The sequence below is a fragment of the Pseudarthrobacter sulfonivorans genome, from assembly GCF_031454915.1.
GTDB classification, from domain to species: domain Bacteria; phylum Actinomycetota; class Actinomycetes; order Actinomycetales; family Micrococcaceae; genus Arthrobacter; species Arthrobacter sulfonivorans_C.
The window spans coordinates 1-22121 of the sequence record NZ_JAVDRS010000001.1; the positions used below are offsets into that span (position 1 = coordinate 1).

A 22121-nucleotide genomic window follows, 5' to 3' on the forward strand; every position below is an offset into this window, starting at 1 on the left:
GTGGGCAGATCTCATGGCCACCGGCGGGCAGTTCTACTGGCCGTCAGCGGGCAATTTCGTGGCCGCCTATGGGCAGTTTTTCATGGCCGCTAACACGGAACAGCTACGCCGCCGGAGTCGCTGCATTCGCCGGGGTCCTCGCGACCAGGATCGTGCAGGTCAAACCTTACGACTCGGAGAGCACGGGCGTGGTGGAGGGGCGAACCAGTTCCTAGAGACCTCATTCCTGCCGGGCCGGACCTTCACCTCACCAGCGGATTTCAATACCCAGCTCACGCCGTGGCTGCCGCTGGCCAATGCCCGATTGGGCCGCCGGACCGGTGCCCGGCCCGCTGAGTTGATCCGCCAGGATAAAGCGGCGATGCTGGGGCTGCCACCGGTTCCGCCTGTGACCGGATTCGCGGCCCGGGTCGGCTCCCGCGGGACTACTACGACCGGGATGGGATCCAACGGCTACTGGCCGGTGTGGGACCAGACATGCTCATCAACGCCGAGCGCATCCACCCCTCGAGCCGTCCATCGCTGCGATCCGCCGGGATGCTTTCACCTGCACCGTGTTCCACGGTGGGCCAGGAGACGCCGAGCTGATGAGCCAAGGCCGAGACCGACGTGCTGAAACGCTGGAGCGCATCGGTCGCCCGCCTGGCGGCCCTGGTCATGAGTTTCGTCCGAGCGCCCGCCATGGGACGTTCCTCGGTGAACGTCGTTCTCGGGCAGCCCGGGTCCGGGCAGCGCCAGACGCGCTCGATCCACAGCAACCGCACCGGCTGCCGAAACAGGGAATGCCATGGAGCCGATCCGCCGCCGACGACCGCCTACGGCGACGACGCCGCAGCGCGGACAACCGTTGACATCTCCTTCGGTCTCCACGCGCACAACTAAGCCGGCCCCGGTTGCCATGACGGACCTGACATGGATGCCCCCGACCCCCGACACCGAGCAACGCATCCGCACGCGTGCACCAGTGGCCATCGGAACAAGACATAGAGCTATTCATGTCAGGGTCTCTTTTTAGGTATTGGCTTGCTTGGTCGCTACCAATTCTAAGAGGCCCTGACCTCTTTTCACGCGGCACCGAAATACGTCGCAGCGCCGCGGCGGCATCCTCAGACCGCCCAACCACGCCCACTTGCAAAGTCCTTATTAACTCTACAGTCATGACCCGACGAGGCGCTGCCCACAAGCTTGTAGCGGCAACCATGACGTCGCCTGGCCCGAGCACAAGGGCGCGCGGGCGAGCTGGGCGTTGGTTTAGGCAACTGCCTGCCATGACCCGCCCACGAAATTCTGCCACACAGGGCGTATCACACATCCGTTCATTCCCAGGACCAACTCGCTTGGGGAATGACTCGCTGGAGTGGCAAGCCCTTCCTCATTAGCGGCTCGTAAGCGTTCTGGTCCCTTTGTGCCTTGGCTCCCGACTAAGAACGTTTCCAATTCTTCGACGAACGCGCGTCGTATTTCGTTCAGTGACCAACGACATAGTGAAAGCAACCGCCGAGACACACAAAACGATCGCCAAGGCCGCAAGAATTGATGTTGGACTGACTTGCCAACGAGCGGTAGGGACGGGGACAAGCAGGGACGCTAGGAGCGCGATAATCGGGACGTGGATCGCGTACAAGGTGTATGACCATTCCGCTGCCCAAGATAGCGGTCGGATAGCTTGGCGCCCCTGAGCCACGTCCGTTGTGTGTAGCCCCAGCATGATAGCGCTCGGAAGTACTACGAACAGCAGCAGTCCGGTGCTGCCGTCACCCAACAATATGACAGCGGACGCGACGACGCCCACTGCGGCTACGGACGAGAATCGCAGGCAAGCAAGAAGCAACGGTTGTGTTGCGTTCAGCCATGAGGCGATTTGGTCACGCCGCCAAGCAACTATTGCACCTACGATCCAAGCCGGAAACATTGCTAAGACACTGGGACCAGCCAAGGCACATCCTCCGATCGTGAAGAGAAGGCAGTATACCCTTTTCTTCACGCTAAAGTATCGAGAAAACGTAATGATTAGTGCGGGAAAAATCGCGTAGTACCAGAATTCGTACGCAAGAGACCAGAGTGGCGAATTAGTCCCCAGTGTGGCCGTATAAATGGACTGGAGAAAGAACAGATTCCCCAAAGTTTCTAGTGTTCCTAAGGTCGGAAGCGGCCCTGCCGCCGGAATGACGCTGTGGTAAGCCGCCGATCCGCTATAGATGCTACTCGTCGGACTGGCCCAAGCTCCTATCCTGTCAAGTAGTTGGGTGAGGGCGATAACCGGAATTAAAACAAGCCAGAGTCGCGTCATTCGGGAAATGCAATATGCCGACCAGCTAAAGGTTCCATTTCCGACTTGCCGTAAAACAGATCCGCCGACCCAATACCCGCTGAGAACAAAGAAAACAATGACGGCTGGGTGGCCCATTGAGCTTATAAGATAGAAAATCTGGACCGGCACTGATGTTGATTCCGAAATTCCAAAATCTACGAAAAATAGTGTCCTTAAGTGACTTATAACAACTAAAAAGGCCGCCACTGTTCGCATGGCATTGAGTGACAAATTCGTATTCACCTGCGCTAATCCCCCGGGTCGTGACAGAGTACTTGGTCGAGCTTGAAGTTTGGTATTGACTGTGCGTGCGATTGCATCAACCGCGAGGCCTTAGGGCGCCCAGTACCCTGAATCAATCGAGATAGCAATCGAACCATACGTCACGGCACTGAATGCCGGCGGTACTTGTCCGCGCGATGAGCCCAAACGGATGTTCGGTGTGGTCGTCTAACGGCCTAGGCGATAATACCTTGAGTGGCGCGGAGCGACTGACGCCGGTGCTCACGGGCTCACGAGCTCGTTCGTCGCCAGGACAGCCCGCCCATAGGCAACTCTCGTCGTTGGCGAGGTGGTCAATCTCGAAACATGCGACGGGTACAATTACCCAAGACCGCACGGACGTGGCCGTTCTGGTGTCAGACCAGCGGCTGTCTCCAGTCATTAACTCAGGGGGATCCTCGCTTGCAATTACGCGACTACTTTCGTATCCTGCGCCGCAGTTGGATCCTAATCACAGCGGTAACGCTTGCTGGACTAACCATTGGCGGAGGAACGACGCTTCTCGCCCGACCCATCTACACCGCGGAAACACAACTGTTTGTAGCAATTCAAGGTTCCGGCAGTGTCTCTGAATTGCAGCAAGGGAATTCGTTCAGTCAGGCTCGTGTTCAGTCTTACGTGAAGACGGTCCAGTCGCCCGCAGTGCTTCAGCCTGTGATTGACACGCTAGGCCTCGAGGTTACGGCGCAAGACCTTGCCCAGGATGTCGGGGCAACGACGGATCTCAACACGGTCCTAATAAATATTTCGGTTGATAACGAATCACCGGTTCAAGCAGCCGCGATAGCTCAGGCTGTGGCCAACAGCTTAATTCGGACTGTTGACACGCTCGAAAAGCCAACAAGCGGCGGCGTGTCACCCGTCAGTCTTTCAGTAATAAAGCCAGCTATCGCGCCGCCCGCGCCTACGTCTCCGAATACCAGACTGAATTTGGTCGTTGGGATTCTCGTCGGCATAGTTGCTGGCGTAGGACTTGCCGTATTGCGGGCCACTCTGGACACGGCTATAAGGGGCGAGGTCGACGTGCGCCGAGTTACGAGCGCCGCAATCCTTGGAGGTATCGCGTTCGATCAAGACGCGAGTAAGAAGCCCCTTCTCACGCAGACGGCGCCGCAGAGCCCACGGGCGGAGTCCTTTCGACAGTTGCGGACTAATCTCCAATTCGCCAATGTAGCTGGCCAGGCTAGAACTGTCCTGGTAACTTCGTCACTGCCCGGCGAAGGCAAGAGCACCACGGCGACCAACTTAGCGATTTCGCTGGCTCAAGCTGGTCAATCTGTGTGCCTCGTTGACGCCGACCTCCGTCGCCCAATGGTGAATGAGTATCTTGGTCTCGACAGAAGTGCAGGACTGACGACCGCCCTTGTTGGTGCCGCGGATGTAAGCGAACTGTTGCAGCCGTGGGGTGACAACCGACTTTACGTCTTGACGTCCGGCCTGATCCCGCCCAATCCAAGCGAATTGTTGGGGTCCGACGAGATGAGGAGTCTCGTAGTTAGGTTGGAGGACTTGTTCGACATGGTAATTATCGACGCGCCGCCCCTGCTGCCCGTAACGGACGCAGCCGTTCTCTCGCAGCACGTCGGAGGCGTCGTTCTGATTGTCGGTTCCCATACAGTTAAACAGAACGACCTGGCGCGATCCCTCGATGCGTTGAGCATGGTGGATGCCAATGTTTTGGGCGTAGTCCTAAACCGCCTTCCGCTCAAAGGTCCGGACGCCAACTCGTATAGCTACTACAACTACACCTCTGCTTCGAGAGGTCGTGGAGCTTCGGAAAACGCACCCTTTGACTCTTACCACGAGATGACTCTCAACGATGATGCTCACGTTTCGGACAGCGAGCTGATCCCCAGCAGGTCAAAGCCGGCACGAAGGTTCTCGCGAAATGACGCCAGAGATCACTAAAGGGTCGGTGGACCCTAAACTTAGAAGGCAACCTCGCAGGTCTGTTCGTGCAGGATCCAGTGGGCTACAGAGCAAGAGCATTGAGTCCGCGTTTCTTGTATTCGTCACCACCTCGTCATTCGTCTTCATCGGTTTAGCTGGACAGGTCTATATCGCCGAGCTGGTCTTGTCCATATACGTGTTTCATCGGATAGCTAGTTCTCAACTTGTCCCGATTCGTGTTCCCGCATGGACGTTGTGGACGCTTCTTGTATGGCTTGTTGGGACGATTGCTTCGGACATTGCGCTTGGTTCTGATGCACTGCAAACGATTAGAGGCATTGCACGTATAGTTTTCTTAGCCATTGATCTCATTGCTCTATACCTCCTAATCAATGGCCGAATGAAGCTAATTTTTACCGCATGGATTGGCCTCATAGCTGCTTCAGTATTGTCTTTCATATTTCAACCATCCACTTTTGCGCGGGCGCTCCCTTGGAAGTTTGAATTTGGGGTTCCGGTAACAATAGCGGTGGCCTTGTGGCTGGGATCCAACGATTCCCGGCTCCGATGGGGTGCGCCGGCTCTGTTTACAATGACGGGAATTCATTTTGCACTAGGCTTCCGCAGCATGGCCGTTGTATCTCTATTGACTGGATTTATACTACTGGTGCGGGCTCGAACTGAAATCTCCCCCGAGCACGGACGTTTTGGGAGATGGCGACCGCTAGTCATAGGTTTTGGCGGATCTTCTGCGGGGATTTTTCTCATAGACCTCTATGATCGTTTAGCCATAGCTGGAACGTTCGGTGGGATTGCGCAACAGAAAGCAATGTTTCAAGCTGGTGGTGACTATGGGTCATTACTCAGCAGTCGGAGTGAGTTTTTTCTGTCGATTGGAACGATCCTCAAGCAGCCCTTGCTAGGGGGTGGGTCGTTTTCCCTGGCGTCGCCCGATACTGTGCAGAACGCGGCGTCCCTTTACAACGCCTGGGGTTATACGAGCGTCGCGTCAAGGATGCTGTTGGACGTTCCCGCGTACCACTCGACCCTGCTAGGAAGTTGGGCCGAAAACGGCGTCCTTGCCTTGCCGTTCTGGCTCGCCGTACTGGGAGTATTCATAAAAGGTTTAGTCAGCGTGCTCTATCGAGAATGCCACGCGCCGGCGCTTGTCGCCTTGCTGTGCACTTCGGGCATCTGGGACCTTATGTTCAGCCCGTTTGGTGCGGAACGGAGAATGTGGCTTGCCCTTTCGGTTGTCACTGTCATTACATTGATTTATCGCACAAAAGGAATAGAGAAGCGTGCCACGAATTTCCATTGTAACAATAAGCTATAATCAGATTGATTTTCTGCCTCTCTGCGTGGAAAGTATCGAATCACAGGACTACGATGACTATGAGCACATCATCGTCGATCCTGGCTCCTCTGATGGATCGAGAGAATGGCTAGCTGCCAACTTGAATTCAAAAAGGAGGTTAGTCTTTGAGGCTGATTCAGGCCCGGCCGACGGCTTGAATAACGGCTTGGCTCACTGTCGGGGTGAGATATTCATTTATCTAAATGCGGATGATGAGCTTCCGCCGGGTGCTTTGCAACGTATTGATGAGCTTCATAGGCAAAATGCAGTATTTGATGTAATTATAGGCAATGGTTGGACAATCGATCATTTGGGTAACCCTGTCAAGCATGTCATCAGTGACGGATTTAGCCCCTTTCGCTATGCCTTATCAGTGGGTACTGTTCTTCAACAGGCCACTTCATTCAAACGTGCTGCGCTTGGAACCGACTTAGTCTTCAATGTACGAAACCGAGTGAACTGGGACACTGAATTTTTGTTTGATGCCGCAGCTTCAAATCTGTCGTTCACCAATGTACCGGACTGTTTAGGCTTTTTTCGGCTGCAGGAAAACTCGATTACTGTTAGCGGACGATTTGCCTCACAACTTAAGGCCAAGCGACAGGAGTTGACTAAACATCATTCTGGTCGCGCAACTTATTGGGTTGGACAGATCTTATCGCCTATTACTCGTTGCTATAAGCGCGCTAGATCGATCCGCGCAGGAATGACCAGCAAACCATCATTTCCAGGTCTCAGCAGATTGCAAAAGGATTTCTAGTGTCAACTTCGTACAAAGTGGCTATTAACAACGGATTTGGTCAGTTCCATTTGGCGCGTTTGGCCGAGAATCTGGAGGCCGCAGGCAGCCTGGAGGTCTTCCTCACCGGGGCCTATCCAAAAGGCGGCTTTTCCGCGGCGCTTGCGAAGTCACAGGTTCCAGCAATTGGGAGACTGGGCGCTCGCAAGATTGATGTGCCTGACAAAAAAATCAGATCATTTTGGTTCGGTGAGGGTCCTCACCAGTTGGCCCAATACACTCGTCACCACGGTTTTAGCGAATTATCAGAACTTTCTACGGGTCTGGCCCTAAGTTCGTACCAGAAGTTTGCAAGCCATTCATTGAGGTCAAGTTCGGCCGATATATACCATTACAGGGCTGGCATGGGTGGGCCTAGCGTCGCCGTCGCAAAGAGGAATGGTGCGGTTGCGATATGCGACCACAGCATTGTCCATCCTCGTGTACTTCAGGGCTTGATCGCCGGGACTGGTGAGACAGCTCAAAATTTGTCTCAATTATGGCGTCGAGTTGAGGCTGATATGGAGCAGGCGGATCACTTGTTAGTGAACAGTGACTTCGTGGCAGAGACCTGCATCGCCGTGGGTATTGATGCCGCCAGGATATCTGTCGCTTATACCGGCGTGGACCCGCTTTTCCTTCAACAGTTGGACTTAGCGCAGCATTTCACTCGCTGGTCAAATCCTCGCGTTCTCTTTGCCGGCACACTGGAGCGCCGCAAAGGGACTGATGTCGCTATCGCGGCGGCAAAAGTTACGAGTGGCTCTCATCTTCCCTGGCTCTTTATGGGCAACTGGGAGCCCGACTCGAGGCATCTGGAGACGGAAATTGGAGGGTACATAGGTCACACCCCGCGTGCAAACCGACACGGATTGGCGAGCGCTATGGCTTCAAGCGCAATGTTCGTTTTTCCCACACGGGCGGAGGGCTCCGCGCGTGTAGTCGCCGAGGCGCTTTGTGCTGGTTGTTATGTAATTACCACGAAGAATGCTGGCTCTATCGTCAGGGATGGCATCGACGGCCGCATTGTATCCGTGGGCGACTCTATGGGGATAGAGAGCGCAATTGCGGAGTATCTTGCTCTGGGCGTCGAAGAAAGGGCCGAGCGCTCACTTCGGACTAAGACATACGCTCGTAGCCGTCTCAATGAGCTCGAATACTCCTCTAGCGTAGCTAATGCATACGCGGCTGCCCAGAAGTAAGGTCTTTTTGATGGGCCTGGGTCATTTTTTTCGCAGCGGTCCGGGCCGTGGCCTGATCGGACAGGGCTTTACATTATTTTCCGTCATGGGTGTCCAGCTGCTTCAAGTGCCTACATACCTTAATGTCTTGACGGCTGAGGAATACGGCGCCTACCTAGTCCTAATCGCAGTTCCTAGCGCCTTGACTCTTGCTGACTTTGGCCTATTGAGCGCCTTGTCAACTCGACTAACGCGTCTGATTGCGGCGGGAAAACAACCTGAAGCTACACAAGTCTTTCGCATGGTTTTGTATATTGTCTTTTTCTTGACATCGATGATTCTCGTTGCCGTTTTTTCTATTCTTGCTTTTTTCGTAATTGAGCTTGAACCTTTCAATCGAATTGAGGCAGCGGCGGTTCTTTCTCAATATACAGTTTATTCGTTATTGTTTATTCTGTCTTCCGCACTCGAAGGAGCCATGCGCGCCTCAAATGCTTACGCTGATGCGTGGATGCGGTTGGCTTTCATGCGAATTTCTGACTTTGCATGTGGAGTGGCTTTGCTCTACTTGACAGACTCAGTGATTTTTGCAGTTTCGGGAATGTTGATTTCACGAATGATCGGCGTGGCGCAACTGTACCGCAGAACGCGAATGCGGGCGACGTGGGCGAGCTTTTCCCCCTTGAGGCCTACACGCTCAGGCATGGAAGGTATGATGAAACCGACCATAGGGTCTGCAGCTCTTCCTATTGGTAATGCTGTGCTCAATCAAGGTGTTGTCTTGGCGGTTAACGCGTCCCTGGGGCCCGCCGCCGTGGCGGTTTACTCCACAACGCGCACGATCGTTAGTACGCTCCGGCAGCTAAGCAACGTGGTCTCGAATGGGATCCTGCCGCACATGACGCAACGCTACGCTTTGAGCCGGGCCCTAGAAGCTCAGTCTTTTCTTCGACGTGTTTTCTTCGCTACTTCGGCGGTTCTTCTGGCGTCATCCGTAGTTCTTGCGCTATGCGGGCAGTGGCTTGTTTCGATTTGGACTCTTGGGCGGATAGAACCGTCTCAGTCGTTGTTGCTCATAATGATCTGCCAAGTGCTGATCGAATCGATCTGGACGCTGATAGCCGTTCAGCTATTGGCGCAAAATATTCATTTTGGTTATTCGATCTTCTATGCCATTGCCGCCATTGCTACTGTTACTGTGCTTTACATGCTGCCTCCGAACATAATCGAAGGTTTCCCCTTAGTGACTTTGGCGCAAAGTGCACTTATGCTTATCTTTGTTTCATATCGAACTAGAAAGACCCTTAGATTATGAATGCTAAGCAGGACTTCAGAGCGGATATAGATCAGTTTGTCCGCGGCTCCGGCCGTTTGTCCGGACTGCGACTGGTAGGCAAGGTCCTTTCCGAGCCCGGACTCTTATTTGTTCTTTTTTTGCGGATTCAGATTGCCTTGGAACGTCAGAATTTGTTCCTGATGGCACGCCTGGTTCATTTGGTAAATCTTCGAATTACGGGCGGGGAGATCGGCCACGGATGCAGCATTGGGCCGGGTTTGGTGGTCAAACACCCGCTTGGAGTAGTGATAGGTGGCGGTAGCGAGATCGGGGCTCGATGCATGGTGCTTCGCAACGTAACTCTCGGTGAGTTACGACCCGATGCTGCCCAGGCTGGCCAGCGATATCCGGTCGTAGGTGACGACTGCATGATTGGCACGGGGGCGACCATTCTTGGTGGCATAACGGTGGGCAGTAATGTCCGTATAGGCGCACATTCTCTCGTGCTGTCTAATCTTCCTTCCAACGTAACCGCTGTGGGGACACCAGCAACGGAAGTAAGGCGCGCAGAGCAACTATAGAACTCAAAGTGCACTTGGATGTTGAACCCACAGGTCTCAGTAGATAGGGCGAGCGAGGGCGCTGGTTTGGAGGAAATTCGACTTCGGGCGGGCGGGCGTTCGGCACGGTCTGCAGCCTGAGCACGACCGGGGCGGAATGGTCACCTGGTCCACGGCGTCGTGCGGCATTGAGTCGGTCGCCTTAGTAGTCCACCTGAATCCTGAGCGGATCCCGACGGGTGACTTCAAGGTTCCCGGGGAATGGTCGGCTGAGATGATTGCTCATGCTGCCATCCGGGCTGCACTTCTCAAGAGAATACCTGATTTGTAATTGCGTGGGTTGCGGTAGCCGCGGGCGGTGATGCGCTTGGTGTGCTTATTGCTGGTTTGTTGGCTTCTGTCCCGACCATTGTTTGCTCCGGGATAATGAGAACTCCTACCGCGGCCCACCACCGGCACACGGTCCGGTAGAGCCTGTTGGTCTCGGGCATCGCAGCGCGTCCCACAGTGCCGGGTAGTGCTGTTTTCGCGGCGGCTGCGGCATCGGGGGACCTGGTGGGAACAGGGTGTGGAGTTGTTCCTTGACGTGCCAGGCATCCTGAAGGCTGCCGGTCGGACCGGCGGATCGGAAAGACTTGATGCTTCCGGACGGAAGGTATCCGGCCGAGGGTGGGCACACCGCCAACGCCATGCCGGCCGCAGCCGCGATCCAGCAGCTCGGTAGAATCAGGTAATAGGGAAATCAATAATGATGTTTGCGGCTACTGGCATAGCCGTTGTCGCCGCGGCAGCTGTCACTGAGTGTTTGAAGGTTTGGAAGCCACTTGATATTGCCTTTCGGGGCCATTGATATTGCCGGTGAGGGCCAGTGGCTTCCAAAGGTTGTGGGGCCGCCGGCTCCCACCGACGTTTTCGCAGTGCTTCATGGTGGCGTGTTCCCGCATGTTGTGGTTGCCGGTATCGACCCAGATGGTGTTGTGAAGGATGCGGTCCATGATCGCATCGGCGGGGACCCCCGGAGCCGAGCCGCTGATGCCAGTCTTTCTTGGCGTACTGGGTGCAGAACACGGTCGATGCTGTGGCGTACCGGCGCTCCAGCAGTTCCAGCAGCATGCTGCGCATGCCCTCATCGGGGTGGTCGAGAAGCCATTCGTCGATCACGAGGAGGGTGAAGGCCGCGTACTTGTTCAGGAATTTGGTTTGTCCCTGTGGCTTGTCCTTCGCCAGCGCCCAGGCTTCCTCAAGGTCGGGCATCCGCACGTAGTGGGCCCGGATCCGGTGCTGGCAGGCCTGCTTGGCCAGAGCGCACCCCAGGTAGGACTTCCCGGATCCGGTGAATCCCTGAAACACGACGTTCTGCTGCCGTTCGATGAACGAACACGTGCCGAGCTGGGCGATCACGTTCCGGTCCAGACCACGCTCGTCCACGAGGTCGAGCCGGCGCAGATCCGCGCCGGGTAGCGTAGCCCGGCCCGCCGGATCAGTCCCTCGACCTTGGCGTGGTTGAACCCGGAGTGGGCCTCGTCGACGACCAGCCGCAGCCGTTCCTCGAAGGCCATGCCGAGCACGAGCGTCTCGTCCTGAGCCTCGAGCGCCTCCAGCATCGGGGCGGCACCCATCTCACGGAGCTTGCGCTTGGTTTCGATATCGATCCCGCTCACTTGGCACCACCTGCGTAGTATTCGGCGCCGCGCACGTATCCGCCGTGTTCGGCCGGTTCATCCCGTGGTGGCCTGAGCCCGCCAGCTTTGTCCTGCTCTGTGGCGAGGATCGGCTGCAGATGCGCATACCGCGGGGACCGGACGCGGCCTGCCAAGGCAAGCCGGCAGGCCGCCTCGACCCGTTCAGCCGAATAACGCCGGGAGAGCCGCAACACGGCCAGTGCCGCGTCCAAGCCCTGCTCGTCGACCGGGACGGACTCGAAGATCCGGTTGACCACGGTCACCGCCGCCGGGCCGATCCGTCCGGCCCACTCCCGCACGCGGGCCGGGTCCCACTGCCGGTACTTCTCGCCGGCGGGCAGGGCGGCGTCGTTGGTGCGGTACTCGTTGGCCGCGCCCTCGGGCAGCAGCAGGTGGCTGGTCAGCCGTTCGGTCCCTTGGTAGGCCTGGATCACCCGGTCGGTGATCCGCAGGTCCACCTTGGTGCCGATATTGGCAAAGGGCACCGAGTAGTAGTTCCTTTCCCAGACCACGTGCCCGTTCCGGCCCACCCGGCTTCCGTAGACCCACCTGCTGATCTCGTAGGCCGTCGCCGGCAACCCCGTCAGCAGCGGCTGCTCCTCGGCTGCGAACACGCCGGCCCTGGACTCGGGCCGCTTCTGGAACGGCTCGGCGTTGTAGGCCGCCACCCGCTCGATGATGGCGGCCCTGAGCTCCGGCAACGAGGTGAATTGTCGCTGGCGCAGCCCGGCGATGACCCAGGTAGCGACATGGGCGACCGTGTTTTCCACGCTGGCCTTATCCTTCGGTGCTCTGACACGTCCGGGCAGCACCGCCGCCGAGTAGTGCGCCGCCATCTCGCGGTAAGCGTCATTGAGCACGATCTCGCCCTCGCGGGGATGCTTGATGACACCGGTCTTCAGATTGTCCGGCACGATCCGCGGCACCGAGCCGGTGAAGGCCTCGAACATCGCCACATGGGCGCGCAACCAGGTGTCCTGCTTCATGTCCAGGGCGGGTTCGACGAACGCATACCGACTGAAAGGCAGGCAACCCACAAACAGATACACCGTCCTGGGCTTGCCCGTGACCGGATCGGCCAACTGCATCGTCGGTCCCGACCAGTCGACCTCCACCGTCTGCCCGGCCTTGTGCCCGACCCGCGACGCCGCACCGGTTACCAGCACATGCCGCTGGTAGGTCCTGCAGAACCGGTCATAACCCATCATCGGCTCACCGGCAGCGGCGCATGAATCGGCGTACTCGCCATGGAGCAGCTTCAGCGTCACCCCCACCCGAGCCATCTCCCGGTGGACCTGGTCCCAGTCCGGCTGCGCGAACACGCTTTGATGCTCACCGCGGCCCGGGAACAACCGGACACACACCTCGCGGTCCGTGCTGTAGGCGATATCATCCCAAACCACACCGGCCGCATCGGCAGCCTCCAGCACCGCCGTGATGCTCTTCCGGGACATTCCCTGCGATGCCGCGATCGCCCGACCGGACATGCCCTCGGCGCGCAACTGCAACACGAGCTTCGCTCTGATCTTCCGTACCATTGATGATTACTCCTTCCGCCGTGCGCCCTATACACACGACGGAAGGAGCCTAAGCCGGGGCCGCCCCCAAACACGCCGCTACCGGCACCCCAGACCGCTACTGCACGCTCTGCCCACCGGCCCCCAAACACACGACAGATGGACCCCAACAGCGCCAATATTCAGTCACGGTTATTCAGGTCCGGGATGCGGATGCTGCCGCCGTCGTGCGGGCCAGTGATCGGCGCTCCAATCGATTAAGACCTGGTTCGCCATTGATCGGACGGCCGCCCCAACGAATGATGTGTTGCTTGAAGTGCTAGGCGGCTCCTACACGCAAGGCAAGTTCCCTGACGACCCTCAATGCTTTCCCTCACATTGCGGCTGGGGACCGGTTTGTCCTTGTAGACGGTTCTGGGGGTTCCGGCTACGTTTTCGCAGGCCGTTGCGATGATGCTTTGGTCATTGACCGCGTTGATGGGCCCTGGCCACGGCGCCTGACCTGCTCGTTCTCGCTGTTGGTCTACACGATTCCGGTAAGGGCGGCGTCCGTGCCGGAATCGATGAGGTTCTTAGACCGCGCCGCTACCGCTTCCCCCAGCAACGGCATTGTCGGGGTTGGAGCGTTCAAACCGCTGCCTCAGGCGGGCAGATGTCGCCGCCGTCACGGCGGGATTCGAGCGTCCGCGGTCGCCCACGATGTTGAAGTTGTTAATCTTTCCGGCTGGGAATTCCCCACCCTGCATCCCGGCGCAGGGGGCCGTCGGATAGTTGCAGAGCGTTTGGGTCCATAGTTGCGAACCGGTCCTGAGATGTGATGGGTGTGGCCGCTGGCGTCACATCCGAGGGCCTTCGCGGCTCCCCGATGTAGTATGTCGGTCATGAGCGAGGCGCGACTCAAATGATCACGGCGGGGAACTGAAGCGTCAGCAGCTTGCCCGGTTCGGACGCATGCTCTCATACACTGGGCTTGGCGTTTTGGCGACTATCGCCGGACTCGTTGTTGCCTTAGGGTTCATGCGCTGATCTTTTCTGGCCGCCGTGCCGGGTTTATCTAAAACAACATGGGGGATGGTTTTGCACGCTTCGATTCAACGACAGCGCATTGATTACCTCGACGGGGTTCGTGCGCTTGCGATCCTTGCGGTGCTGTTGGTGCACTGGGGATCACCCCTAGCCCAGTCGCTCGCGCCAGGACAGTCGTTGGCGCGTGGTGGCTATCTCGGAGTCGACATCTTCTTCGTACTCAGCGGTTACATCATCACAACCATGCTGTGGCGTTCGCGGAACGTGGCGAGTATCGGGTCCCAGTATCTCCGGTTTATACGGCGCAGGTGCGCACGCCTTTACCCCGCGCTGGCCGGGATGTTAGTAGGAATATTCATCCTATACGCCGTAATACACGGGGCGCCCGTACCAGCAGGCGAACTTATTCTGCCGGGACTTGTTGCCCTGGTTCAGGGCTCATCCTTCTACCTGGCCTTGGGGGCACCTGACAATCCGTTTGGAATTACGTGGTCCTTATCCGTGGAATGGATGTTCTACCTACTTTGGCCCCTAGCCATCTTCTGGGCTAAGAGGGCTGGCTTCAGCGCTCGTAAGACTTCCTCGGTAGGCATGGCCGTTGCTGTTGCTCTGTTCGCCTGTTCTTTGTTTCAGGATGAACGATGGTTTTATTTCAGCGCTTTGGCGCGGATGCCGGAGATCATCGCCGGCGGCGTGCTTGCCCTGGTCCTAGTTGATTCGGGGTGCCGGCCCAGTCTGCTGCGTCCCAATCTGGCGCATTGGGGTGCGTTTGTCGCCGTAGCCCTGGTTGCCGCATATGTCTTGGTTGGTCCGGTGCAGTGGAGCCCGATATTCCGATGGGTTGGGCTGCCGCTCTCCGTAGCTGCGACGCTCTACTTAATTTGGATTGGCACACGGTCCCCGCAGGGCATCGCAGTTAGGGCACTGAGCTGGAGTCCCTTAGCTCTCCTTGGTCGCGTCAGCTACAGCCTCTACTTATGGCATACGCTCGCGTTTGAGTTACTGGTCCGCGACGGGGTCCCGTTACCACGACCGGTTGCGGCAGTGTTAGCCGTTGTCGCTACGGCTATTCTCACGACCCTGAGCTACAGATTCCTCGAGTTGCCGTTCATGAAGTCGCAGAGCCCCGCCTTCCGCCATGACTCTGGGACCGTCACGGAAGTTGAGACCGTGCCGAGCCCGTTGACAGCAGTTGCTGATCGGCGATGAGTTGGCCTCCCACCTCGGACTGACAGCCTTGATGACCCGCTGATCTCGTCGGCTGCGCCTACCTGCCAGTCGCTTCGGCGTCAAGCCGTCAGCGTTGTTGAGTGACTTGCCGTCCGAGAGTTTGGCGAGCGCTTCAAGCGCGTCGATGTAGAGCCAGCCGCGTTCCCTTGCCAGCCCCGGAGTGCCTTCCAGCGTAAAGTCTGCCGTAGCAGCGGTCTGAGCTTGAGCACGAACGAGAACGCTAGCACCACCAGATCCACCCCTGTGCGGCATCGATTCCGTGAACACCCTTCCTGCGGTGGTTCTGCGCGAATCCCCGGCGGACAGCACCGGCCCGGCGTTGGTGGCAACGGTGTCGCCAGGGAAAATTGCAGTTGTGCAATAACTGCAGTTGTGCATGCCCCAACCATCCATGCCCTCCCTCTGCGAGCGCAATAGGGTCGAGACTTGGACCGCCGTCCATGAGCCGCGGTCCCTCGCCCAGCGGCGCGGGCTGGAGCAGGCCACGGTGGAAGTCATAACTGAGGGCGCAGGGGTATCGCCGCGGACATATTTAAAGTACTTTCCCGCCAAGGAGGACGCCGTACTGGGCCTCCGCGAACCCGTCCTGGACCCTGCAGAATGTGCAAATCCCACCAGTGCAGCCAACCTTCTCGACCAGATGACGCTGCTGCTGGCGTCCGTAGCCCGGTCTGCGCTCGGGGGGCACAGATACGCGCCGGCGCCGCGAACTGCTGCGGCGGTACCCGAACCTGTACCGCCGCCAGATGGAATACATGGCCAAAGGCGAAGCACTGGTCTGTGAAGTGGTGATCGCTGCACTGGCTGGCCCACGATCCTTCCTGGTCCGGCGGCCCTCAAGGCTTCAGCCCGGAGGAGACCGCACGGATGCTCGTGATGCTCGCCGCCGGGCCCGACAAGTTCAGGGCAACATCCTCCGACTCTGACCCCGTCATAGGACTCACCCCCGCGGAGCTGGCCCTTCGCTAGCGCTATTCCACCATTTACAAAGGAAACTCTGATGACCAACCCAACTGCCCGCGGCGCTCAGGAAAAACAGCACATGATCCTAATGTTCGTGGGCCTGATGCTCTCGATGCTCCTCTTCGGCGCTAAACCAAACGGTCCTCAGCACCGCACTGCCCAGCATCGTGGGTGAACTCCATGTCGTCAGCGACATGCTGTGGTGATCACCGCGTTCATTCTTACCTCCACCACCAGCATGCCCATCTACGGCAAGCTGGGGGATCTGATGCGTCGCAAATCCCTGCTGATCGCAGCCATCATCCTGTTCGTGATCGGCTCGGTCATCGGCGCGCTGGCCAAGGACATGGGTGTGCACATCAGCGCCTGCGTGATCCAGGGCCTGGGCGGGGGCGATCTGATGATCCTCTCGCAGGGGGTGAACGCCGACGTCGTCCCGCCCCCGAGCGCGGCAAGTACATGGGCATGATGGGCGGCGTCTTCGAGATCGCCCCCGTGGCCGGACCACTGCTGGGCGGCTGGTTCCCGAAGGGCTCGGCTGGCGCTGGGTCTTCTGGATCAACATCCCGCTGGGTCTGCTGGCACTCGCCGGTGCGGTGTTCTTCCTGAAGCTGCCCAGGCACGCCGGAAAGCACAAAGCTGGACCTCGGCGGCAAGCTCCTGCTGGCCCTCGCCACAACCGCCCTTGTGCTCTTCGCCACCTGGGGCGGCAGCAAGTACGACTGCACTGACCCGATCATTCTGTCCCTGGTCACCGTCACTATCGTCAGCGCTGTCGGCTTCGTTCTGGTGGAGCGCTGCACCGCCGAGCCCATCATCCCGCTGCACCTGTTCAAGGACCTGAACTTCAACCTCTCCACCTTCGCGGGCCTGCTGATCGGTGTGGCCATGTTCGGCGCCATCGGCTACCTTCCCACGTACCTGCAGATGGCTTTCAGCGTCAACGCCACCGACTCGGGCCTGTTGATGATCCCCACGATGGGTGCGCTGCTGGTGGCCTCGATCGGTTCAGGCCAGCTGGTCAGCAAGACCGGCCGGTATAAGTGGATGCCCATCGCCGGCTCCGTGCTGGTGGGTATTGCCCTGGTGCTGCTGTCCACCCTCAAGCCAGGACAGCCGCTCTGGGAAATCTGTGCCTACCTGGCCGTATGGGCCTCGGGCTCGGCCTGAGCATGCAGATCCTGGTCCTCATTGTGCAGAACTCCTTCCCGCTGCGTGAAGTGGGCACCGCCACGGCCTCCAACAACTTCTTCCGCCAGATCGGTGCCACCCTCGGCTCGGCCGTGGTGGGCAGCCTGTTCGCGAGCAGGCTCGCAGAGCTCCTCACCGAGCGCCTGCCCGCCGCCTCAACCGGCGGCGGCACACCCGGCGGATCGAACTCCCTTACGCCCGCGCTGGTCAACGGCCTGCCCGCGGAGATCAAGGAGCTGATCATCTCCGCCTACAACGACGCCCTGACGCCCATCTTCCTCTGGATGGTCCCGCTGGCGGTGACCGCCGTCGTCGTCCTCTTCTTCGTCAAAGAAAAGCCGCTCGCAACCACCGTGGAACACGACATCCAGTCGGAAGCGATCTCCGAAGGGAACATCTTCATCACAGCCGATGAAGATGAGGTGGCCACCACCTCGCGGTAATTAGACAGCATCGCAGTGGAGTTTCTTCGGATTTTTCCGGCTGCTGGAAATCCAGGTCCCTCGGCTTAGCGTTTTCCTCGGCATAGTCCACGTTAAGCCGAATTCGGCTTAACGCGGATCGGGGGACGTCGATGACGTCCAAGACAGTGGCCGCGCTGCTCTCGGACTTGGAGGTCGCCCGGTCACATTCCAGGCCCCGGGTGTCGAATGATAATCCGTACAGCGAGGCGCTATTCAAGACGCTGAAATACGGTCCGGAATTCCCTTAACGCTTCGCCTCAGTCCACGATGCCGCCACATTCATCAGCGGGTTCGTGGACAGGTACATCATCACCAGCACTCCGGCATCGGCTTCCACACGCCCGCCAATGTCCATTACGGCCACGCCTCCACGGTGGCCAAGGAACGCTCGGCAACGCTCGCTGCAGCCCGCGTGAGACACCCCGAACGCTTCACCAAAACCACTGACCCGAAAATCCTCGCGCTCCCAGGACCAGCCTGGATCAACCAGCCAAAGGAAATCACCGAACAGTCAGCCGCCTCACTCCCACTGGTACCGCTCAGCTTGAAAAATTCCGCCTCGCCGGCCGTCCGATTGCCCATGTGGCCAAGCAAATGGGTATCTCCCGGACCTGTGCCCACCGTTGGATCAGCCGGTACCGGGCCCACGGCGGGGACGACCTTCAGGACCGCAGCTCCAGACCAAAGCCATGCCCGCCCGCCACCCCGGCGGATGTCGTTGCCGACGTCCTGACCCAGCGCGTGAAGCACCGCGTGAAGCACCGCGTGGGGCCAGCCAATCTAGCATTGCGCTGCGGCACCAGCGCCCGGATTCTGGCCCGTGCCGGCATGCCGCGCCTGTGGGACCTGGATCCTGTGACCGGGGCGCGGATTTCGAGCCGCCCGAGCCACCCATCGCCGCTACGAACGCCACGCCCCGGGGGACATGATCCACGTCGACGTCAAGAAACTCGGGCGGATCCCGGACGGTGGCGGCTGGCGGGCGGACCCTTCCCAGAATCTGGCCAACCACCGCACCTCACATCAAAAACTGGGCTTCGACTACGTCCACGTGGCCGTCAATGACTACACCCGCTTCGCCTACCCCGAGGTCCTGCCCGACGAGAAAGGCTCGACCTGCGCCGGGTTCCTCATCAGGGCTGTGGCCGCCATGGCAACCAACGGAGCACCCGTGAAACGCGTTATGACCGACAACGCATTGGCCTACCGACTTTCCCGGGATTTCCAGAACGCTCTGGCCGCACTGGGCGCCAAACACATCCTCATCAAACCCCGGCATCCCTGGCAGAACGGAAAAGCAGAACGCTTCAACCGCACACTGCAGGAAGGCTGGGCCTTCCGCCAACCTCTCACGTCCAACCAGGCACGCACCGACGCCTTGCAACATGGCTAAACTTCTACAGCAGCCACCGCCCACACGGCAGCCTCGGAGGCAAACCACCCATCAGCAGGTGCAACCAACCTACTGGCTGAGTACACTTAGTCGAACCGCAGGCCGTGTCAGGAGGCCCTAACCGGGGTTACATTTTAGTGCTTTCATCGTCGCAGGTTAGCGAGGAAATGAAGTCAAGGTTGCGCTACCAACCGATCGCTCCGATCTGGATCCATACCATACGTGTTTGTACATATTGATCACCGCATCCATTCCTACATAACGGTTTTGCATCAGATGCTGGATGCGTGCAAGACTGTAGGCGGTCAATGGGATGCCCCCTGGAAGCGTCAACTTCCGTGGGAAAGTTCCCATCCAGACCTCACTTTCGCCAACTGGGGATGGCACAGAACCCAGAGAGTCAATCCACTTTATGAAGAATTCTTCGAATTCCACGTTCGCGCGCCTAAAAACCAAGCGGAGAATGATTTCTGCCGGAGGAATGGTGGCAGCCCTGCTGGCTGCCACGATTCCCGCCATCCCGGCCGGAGCGGAGGAACCCGCCCTCGTTGCCGGTCCTGCCGTGCTGAACGACAGCATGTCGAGGACGGTCAGCCCCGGTTGGGGTCAATCGCCCGAGAAGGTCACATACAGTTCAACCTCGCCGGCGACGTCTGTCAGCTCGGGCCGCGCCAATATTGACTTGCGGCAAGGAGGCGAGTCCCTGACTACGGCTGCGGCCGTGTCTCTTACTGATGCCGAGGCCGCCTCTACCGTTTCGGTTCGTGGTGTTCCCACGTCGGGAAGCGGGGTCTACGCATCTTTGCACCTGAGGCATACTGCTGGCGGCTTCTACCGCACTTCGCTCAGGGTCGGCCCAGGGGGTAAAGCGACCTTGGAACTGTCGCGATCCAATGGCGCGAACGGAATCGCGGTGCTCCAGAGCGCACGGACTTTGCCCTTCCTTGTCCGTGCTGGACAGGATATTAATGTCAAATTTCAAACCGCCGGTTCCGCCGACGTCCGGCTGAAGTCTAAAGCCTGGCCGGCAGGCAGCACTGAACCGTCAACCTGGACAAATGTGTACGCCGATACGTCTGGGCAGCGAATTACAACCGCAGGGAAGGCGGCAGTCAGCGGCTATCTGGCCGCCACCAGCCAGCCGACGGTGCTTGCATTCGACAACCTCCGCGTGTCCCCGTTGGCACCAAAGGCTGCTGCCGCCCCAGCCCCAGCCCCGACTCCGTCAGCCAATCTCCCTGGCTGGGGCGAGCCGGACTTCCGCGATGAGTTTTCTTCCGGCACTCAGCAATGGAACGTCAGGGACAACGAGTCGTTGTCCTACGACAAGGCACGAATCAAGGCGGCTAACGTCACAGTCAGCGGCGGCCTACTACACATTACCGGCAAGCGTGAAACCATAGATGGCAGGGATTTCACTACTGGATACCTGGATTCCATCGGCAAGTATGAGCAGCAGTTTGGCAGGTGGGAGATGCGCGCCAAGATTCCCACAACGCCTGGCAATTCTCGCGGCATATGGCCCGCCTTTTGGTTACGCAACAGTGGCGTAGGTGAACTCGACATCATGGAGGCATGGGGGGATCCGTTTACAAATCCCACCCGTATCGGCACCTCGACCTTGACAATCCACGAATCTACGAACGGAACCGGATCCAGCAAGGGTTGGAACTGGGAGGCGCTCGCAGGCACAACAGTCAATTCCTCGAAGGATTTCCATACCTGGGCTGTCGAGTATACCCCTACGGAGCTCAGGGGCTTCTTCGATGGCAAGCAGGTGCTTACCGCGACCAAGGCTCAGTACCCATGGCTGTGGGGACCCAACTTCCAATCAGCCTTCAATATGCGACTTAATCTTCAGATCGGTTCGCCTTATCATGGCTATCCCATCGGCCCGGACTACTCAGATACGAAAATGCCGGCCGACTACCAGATCGACTACGTGCGCGCCTGGAAATACTAGTGGTATGTCTCAGTTTTGTTAGGTGGTTGCGAGGGTGCCGCGGCCGCGGGCTACTTTTGGGATGATTGAGCCCTCAGTCGCGGTCCGTCCGTCTAAATCGGTTGACTGGTTATGACAAGCCTGACGCGGGATCATTCGTTCAGAGCCTCAAAGCTTTATCCATGAGTGTGGTAAGAGATCTGATGTACTGTTCTGGTCGGACACGAACCACCGAGCGGGAGCTATCACGGGATTCTGCGGAGTCGAGCGACGGCCCAGCCATCCGCCCCACCAGCTGAAACTACTGTTGGCTATGACACGACTGGAACATGATGCCATGAGTGCGATCTCGCCACCCGCTGCATATGCGAACTCCGGACCGCAGACTACCTCACCAGGACGGGCCAGGTTTTCGGTAACCCAGCCAGGGTCATCGCTGAACCAAACATGGCGGACATGCCCCAACTCCTCCATCATAGTGAGGGCGCTCCTGTAGTAGTCCCCTTGAAGAGCGCCGTGATGGGCCGAAGCGACTGGATTTGTGACATAGTCCCCGCGACGGACGTGCACGGCTACGCTGTGCTGATCGCTCGCTAAATCCTTTGCGAGAGCCTTTCCCTCCCGAGTGAGCATTCCGTCAAGAAAGGCTGAAAGCTCGGTCCTCACACTGTCGGCAATGACGTCGAAGTAGCGTGGAGACTGGAAGTAGCCAACCAGATAGCTTCTCGATCCGAGGCGGGAAACGAGGCTCGGATCGTAACTGAAGCCGCCTTCCTGGACCACCCGCATGGGAAAACGGCCGTTCAAAATGCCACTCTTATAGGCTGCAACGGCTGCCAAGCCCAATGCGGGACTGAGCCTGCTGCCTGGCCAAAGAAGCGGACCAATCATGAGCGGCCGAGAGCCGCGGCAGCGAATGGTGTCGAAAAGCACCTCATGCCCTTGAGTTTGAAGTGCTTTCGCAAAGGCCCATTCAAAGAGTTGATTGCCCAGTCCGCCCTGGACGGAAAGTACAACTGTTTTCTCATTCGTCGTTTCAGTGGCAGCGTGTCCACCACCGGCTTGATAAGTATCCATC

Annotated in this window: 17 protein-coding genes and 3 pseudogenes; 16 read left to right on the top strand and 4 right to left on the bottom strand. The window is 58.4% G+C overall.

Annotated features, from left to right (window positions below; translation table 11 throughout):
- Positions 1-609: 609 nt before the first annotated feature.
- Positions 610-882 (top strand): hypothetical protein, encoded by a 273-nt coding sequence (locus J2808_RS00010; RefSeq protein ID WP_309809796.1) that lies wholly within the window; start codon positions 610-612, stop codon positions 880-882.
- A 493-nt stretch (positions 883-1375) separates the two neighbouring features.
- Here J2808_RS00010 and J2808_RS22215 read toward each other — a convergent pair whose 3' ends face one another.
- Positions 1376-2554 carry an acyltransferase family protein gene (locus J2808_RS22215; RefSeq protein WP_397427945.1) on the bottom strand — a complete coding sequence of 393 codons (1179 nt, stop codon included), beginning with the start codon at positions 2552-2554 and terminating at the stop codon, positions 1376-1378.
- A 441-nt stretch (positions 2555-2995) separates the two neighbouring features.
- On the opposite strand from J2808_RS22215, the gene J2808_RS00015 reads away from it, so the two are divergent.
- From J2808_RS00015 to J2808_RS22220, 6 genes are all read left to right on the top strand, one after another.
- The gene (locus tag J2808_RS00015; protein ID WP_309809798.1) at positions 2996-4501 is read left to right on the top strand and encodes a tyrosine-protein kinase domain-containing protein; all 1506 of its coding nucleotides are present in this window, start codon (positions 2996-2998) and stop codon (positions 4499-4501) included.
- Positions 4482-5819, top strand: coding sequence for a hypothetical protein (locus tag J2808_RS00020; protein ID WP_309809800.1), 1338 nt, complete (start codon positions 4482-4484; stop codon positions 5817-5819). Before J2808_RS00015 ends, J2808_RS00020 begins: the two co-directional genes overlap by 20 nt.
- Complete coding sequence (locus J2808_RS00025; protein WP_309809802.1) at positions 5785-6600, top strand: glycosyltransferase; 816 nt, start codon at positions 5785-5787, stop codon at positions 6598-6600. Before J2808_RS00020 ends, J2808_RS00025 begins: the two co-directional genes overlap by 35 nt.
- The gene (locus tag J2808_RS00030) at positions 6600-7820 is read left to right on the top strand and encodes a glycosyltransferase (RefSeq protein WP_309809805.1); all 1221 of its coding nucleotides are present in this window, start codon (positions 6600-6602) and stop codon (positions 7818-7820) included. The genes J2808_RS00025 and J2808_RS00030 overlap by 1 nt, the downstream gene beginning before the upstream one ends.
- Before the next feature lie 10 nt (positions 7821-7830).
- Positions 7831-9114, top strand: coding sequence for a lipopolysaccharide biosynthesis protein (locus tag J2808_RS00035; protein WP_309809808.1), 1284 nt, complete (start codon positions 7831-7833; stop codon positions 9112-9114).
- A 302-nt stretch (positions 9115-9416) separates the two neighbouring features.
- The gene (locus J2808_RS22220) at positions 9417-9656 is read left to right on the top strand and encodes a serine O-acetyltransferase (RefSeq protein WP_397427975.1); all 240 of its coding nucleotides are present in this window, start codon (positions 9417-9419) and stop codon (positions 9654-9656) included.
- A gap of 902 nt (positions 9657-10558) precedes the next feature.
- On the opposite strand, the pseudogene J2808_RS22335 reads toward J2808_RS22220, so the two are convergent.
- A pseudogene (locus J2808_RS22335) lies at positions 10559-11296 on the bottom strand (ATP-binding protein); the annotation flags it as partial.
- Positions 11293-12855, bottom strand: coding sequence for an IS21 family transposase (gene istA / locus J2808_RS00050; RefSeq protein WP_309809816.1), 1563 nt, complete (start codon positions 12853-12855; stop codon positions 11293-11295). The pseudogene J2808_RS22335 and the gene istA, both read right to left, overlap by 4 nt.
- A 1050-nt stretch (positions 12856-13905) precedes the next feature.
- Between istA and J2808_RS00055 the strand changes: the two genes are divergently transcribed.
- The 9 genes and pseudogenes from J2808_RS00055 (at position 13906) to J2808_RS00095 (ending at position 21064) form a co-directional block, all read left to right on the top strand.
- On the top strand, positions 13906-15069 hold the full coding sequence (locus J2808_RS00055) for an acyltransferase family protein (protein ID WP_309809817.1): 1164 nt from the start codon (positions 13906-13908) through the stop codon (positions 15067-15069).
- 412 nt (positions 15070-15481) lie between these two features.
- Entirely contained in the window at positions 15482-15874 is a 393-nt protein-coding gene (locus tag J2808_RS00060) for a TetR family transcriptional regulator (protein ID WP_309811803.1), read from the top strand.
- A gap of 216 nt (positions 15875-16090) precedes the next feature.
- Complete coding sequence (locus J2808_RS00065; protein WP_309809820.1) at positions 16091-16228, top strand: hypothetical protein; 138 nt, start codon at positions 16091-16093, stop codon at positions 16226-16228.
- 24 nt (positions 16229-16252) lie between these two features.
- Positions 16253-16522 carry an MFS transporter gene (locus J2808_RS00070; protein ID WP_309809823.1) on the top strand — a complete coding sequence of 90 codons (270 nt, stop codon included), beginning with the start codon at positions 16253-16255 and terminating at the stop codon, positions 16520-16522.
- Between the two features lie 218 nt (positions 16523-16740).
- Positions 16741-17223 carry an MFS transporter gene (locus J2808_RS00075; RefSeq protein ID WP_309809825.1) on the top strand — a complete coding sequence of 161 codons (483 nt, stop codon included), beginning with the start codon at positions 16741-16743 and terminating at the stop codon, positions 17221-17223.
- Positions 17202-17687, top strand: a complete 486-nt coding sequence (locus J2808_RS00080; protein ID WP_309809828.1) for a hypothetical protein — start codon at positions 17202-17204, stop codon at positions 17685-17687. Before J2808_RS00075 ends, J2808_RS00080 begins: the two co-directional genes overlap by 22 nt.
- A 107-nt stretch (positions 17688-17794) precedes the next feature.
- Positions 17795-18225, top strand: a pseudogene (locus tag J2808_RS00085) (integrase core domain-containing protein); the annotation flags it as partial.
- Positions 18186-19181, top strand: a pseudogene (locus J2808_RS22225) (IS481 family transposase). The pseudogenes J2808_RS00085 and J2808_RS22225, both read left to right, overlap by 40 nt.
- Positions 19182-19513: 332 nt before the next feature.
- Positions 19514-21064: a glycoside hydrolase family 16 protein gene (locus J2808_RS00095; protein WP_309809832.1), complete on the top strand. Its 1551-nt coding sequence runs from the start codon at positions 19514-19516 to the stop codon at positions 21062-21064.
- A 147-nt stretch (positions 21065-21211) separates the two neighbouring features.
- Here J2808_RS00095 and J2808_RS00100 read toward each other — a convergent pair whose 3' ends face one another.
- Complete coding sequence (locus tag J2808_RS00100) at positions 21212-22120, bottom strand: alpha-1,2-fucosyltransferase (protein WP_309809835.1); 909 nt, start codon at positions 22118-22120, stop codon at positions 21212-21214.
- Position 22121: the final 1 nt, after the last annotated feature.

What these genes read in the sequence shown, in the direction of transcription:
- J2808_RS22220 (WP_397427975.1), top strand. Translation starts at nt 9,417, where the DNA reads ATGGTGCTTCGCAACGTAACTCTCGGTGAGTTACGACCCGATGCTGCC.
- J2808_RS00065 (WP_309809820.1), top strand. Translation starts at nt 16,091, where the DNA reads ATGACCAACCCAACTGCCCGCGGCGCTCAGGAAAAACAGCACATGATC.
- J2808_RS00055 (WP_309809817.1), top strand. Translation starts at nt 13,906, where the DNA reads ATGGTTTTGCACGCTTCGATTCAACGACAGCGCATTGATTACCTCGAC.
- J2808_RS00060 (WP_309811803.1), top strand. Translation starts at nt 15,482, where the DNA reads ATGCCCTCCCTCTGCGAGCGCAATAGGGTCGAGACTTGGACCGCCGTC.
- J2808_RS00080 (WP_309809828.1), top strand. Translation starts at nt 17,202, where the DNA reads ATGGGCCTCGGGCTCGGCCTGAGCATGCAGATCCTGGTCCTCATTGTG.
- J2808_RS00020 (WP_309809800.1), top strand. Translation starts at nt 4,482, where the DNA reads ATGACGCCAGAGATCACTAAAGGGTCGGTGGACCCTAAACTTAGAAGG.
- istA (WP_309809816.1), bottom strand. Translation starts at nt 12,855, where the DNA reads ATGGTACGGAAGATCAGAGCGAAGCTCGTGTTGCAGTTGCGCGCCGAG.
- J2808_RS00095 (WP_309809832.1), top strand. Translation starts at nt 19,514, where the DNA reads ATGAAGAATTCTTCGAATTCCACGTTCGCGCGCCTAAAAACCAAGCGG.
- J2808_RS00100 (WP_309809835.1), bottom strand. Translation starts at nt 22,120, where the DNA reads ATGGATACTTATCAAGCCGGTGGTGGACACGCTGCCACTGAAACGACG.
- J2808_RS00035 (WP_309809808.1), top strand. Translation starts at nt 7,831, where the DNA reads ATGGGCCTGGGTCATTTTTTTCGCAGCGGTCCGGGCCGTGGCCTGATC.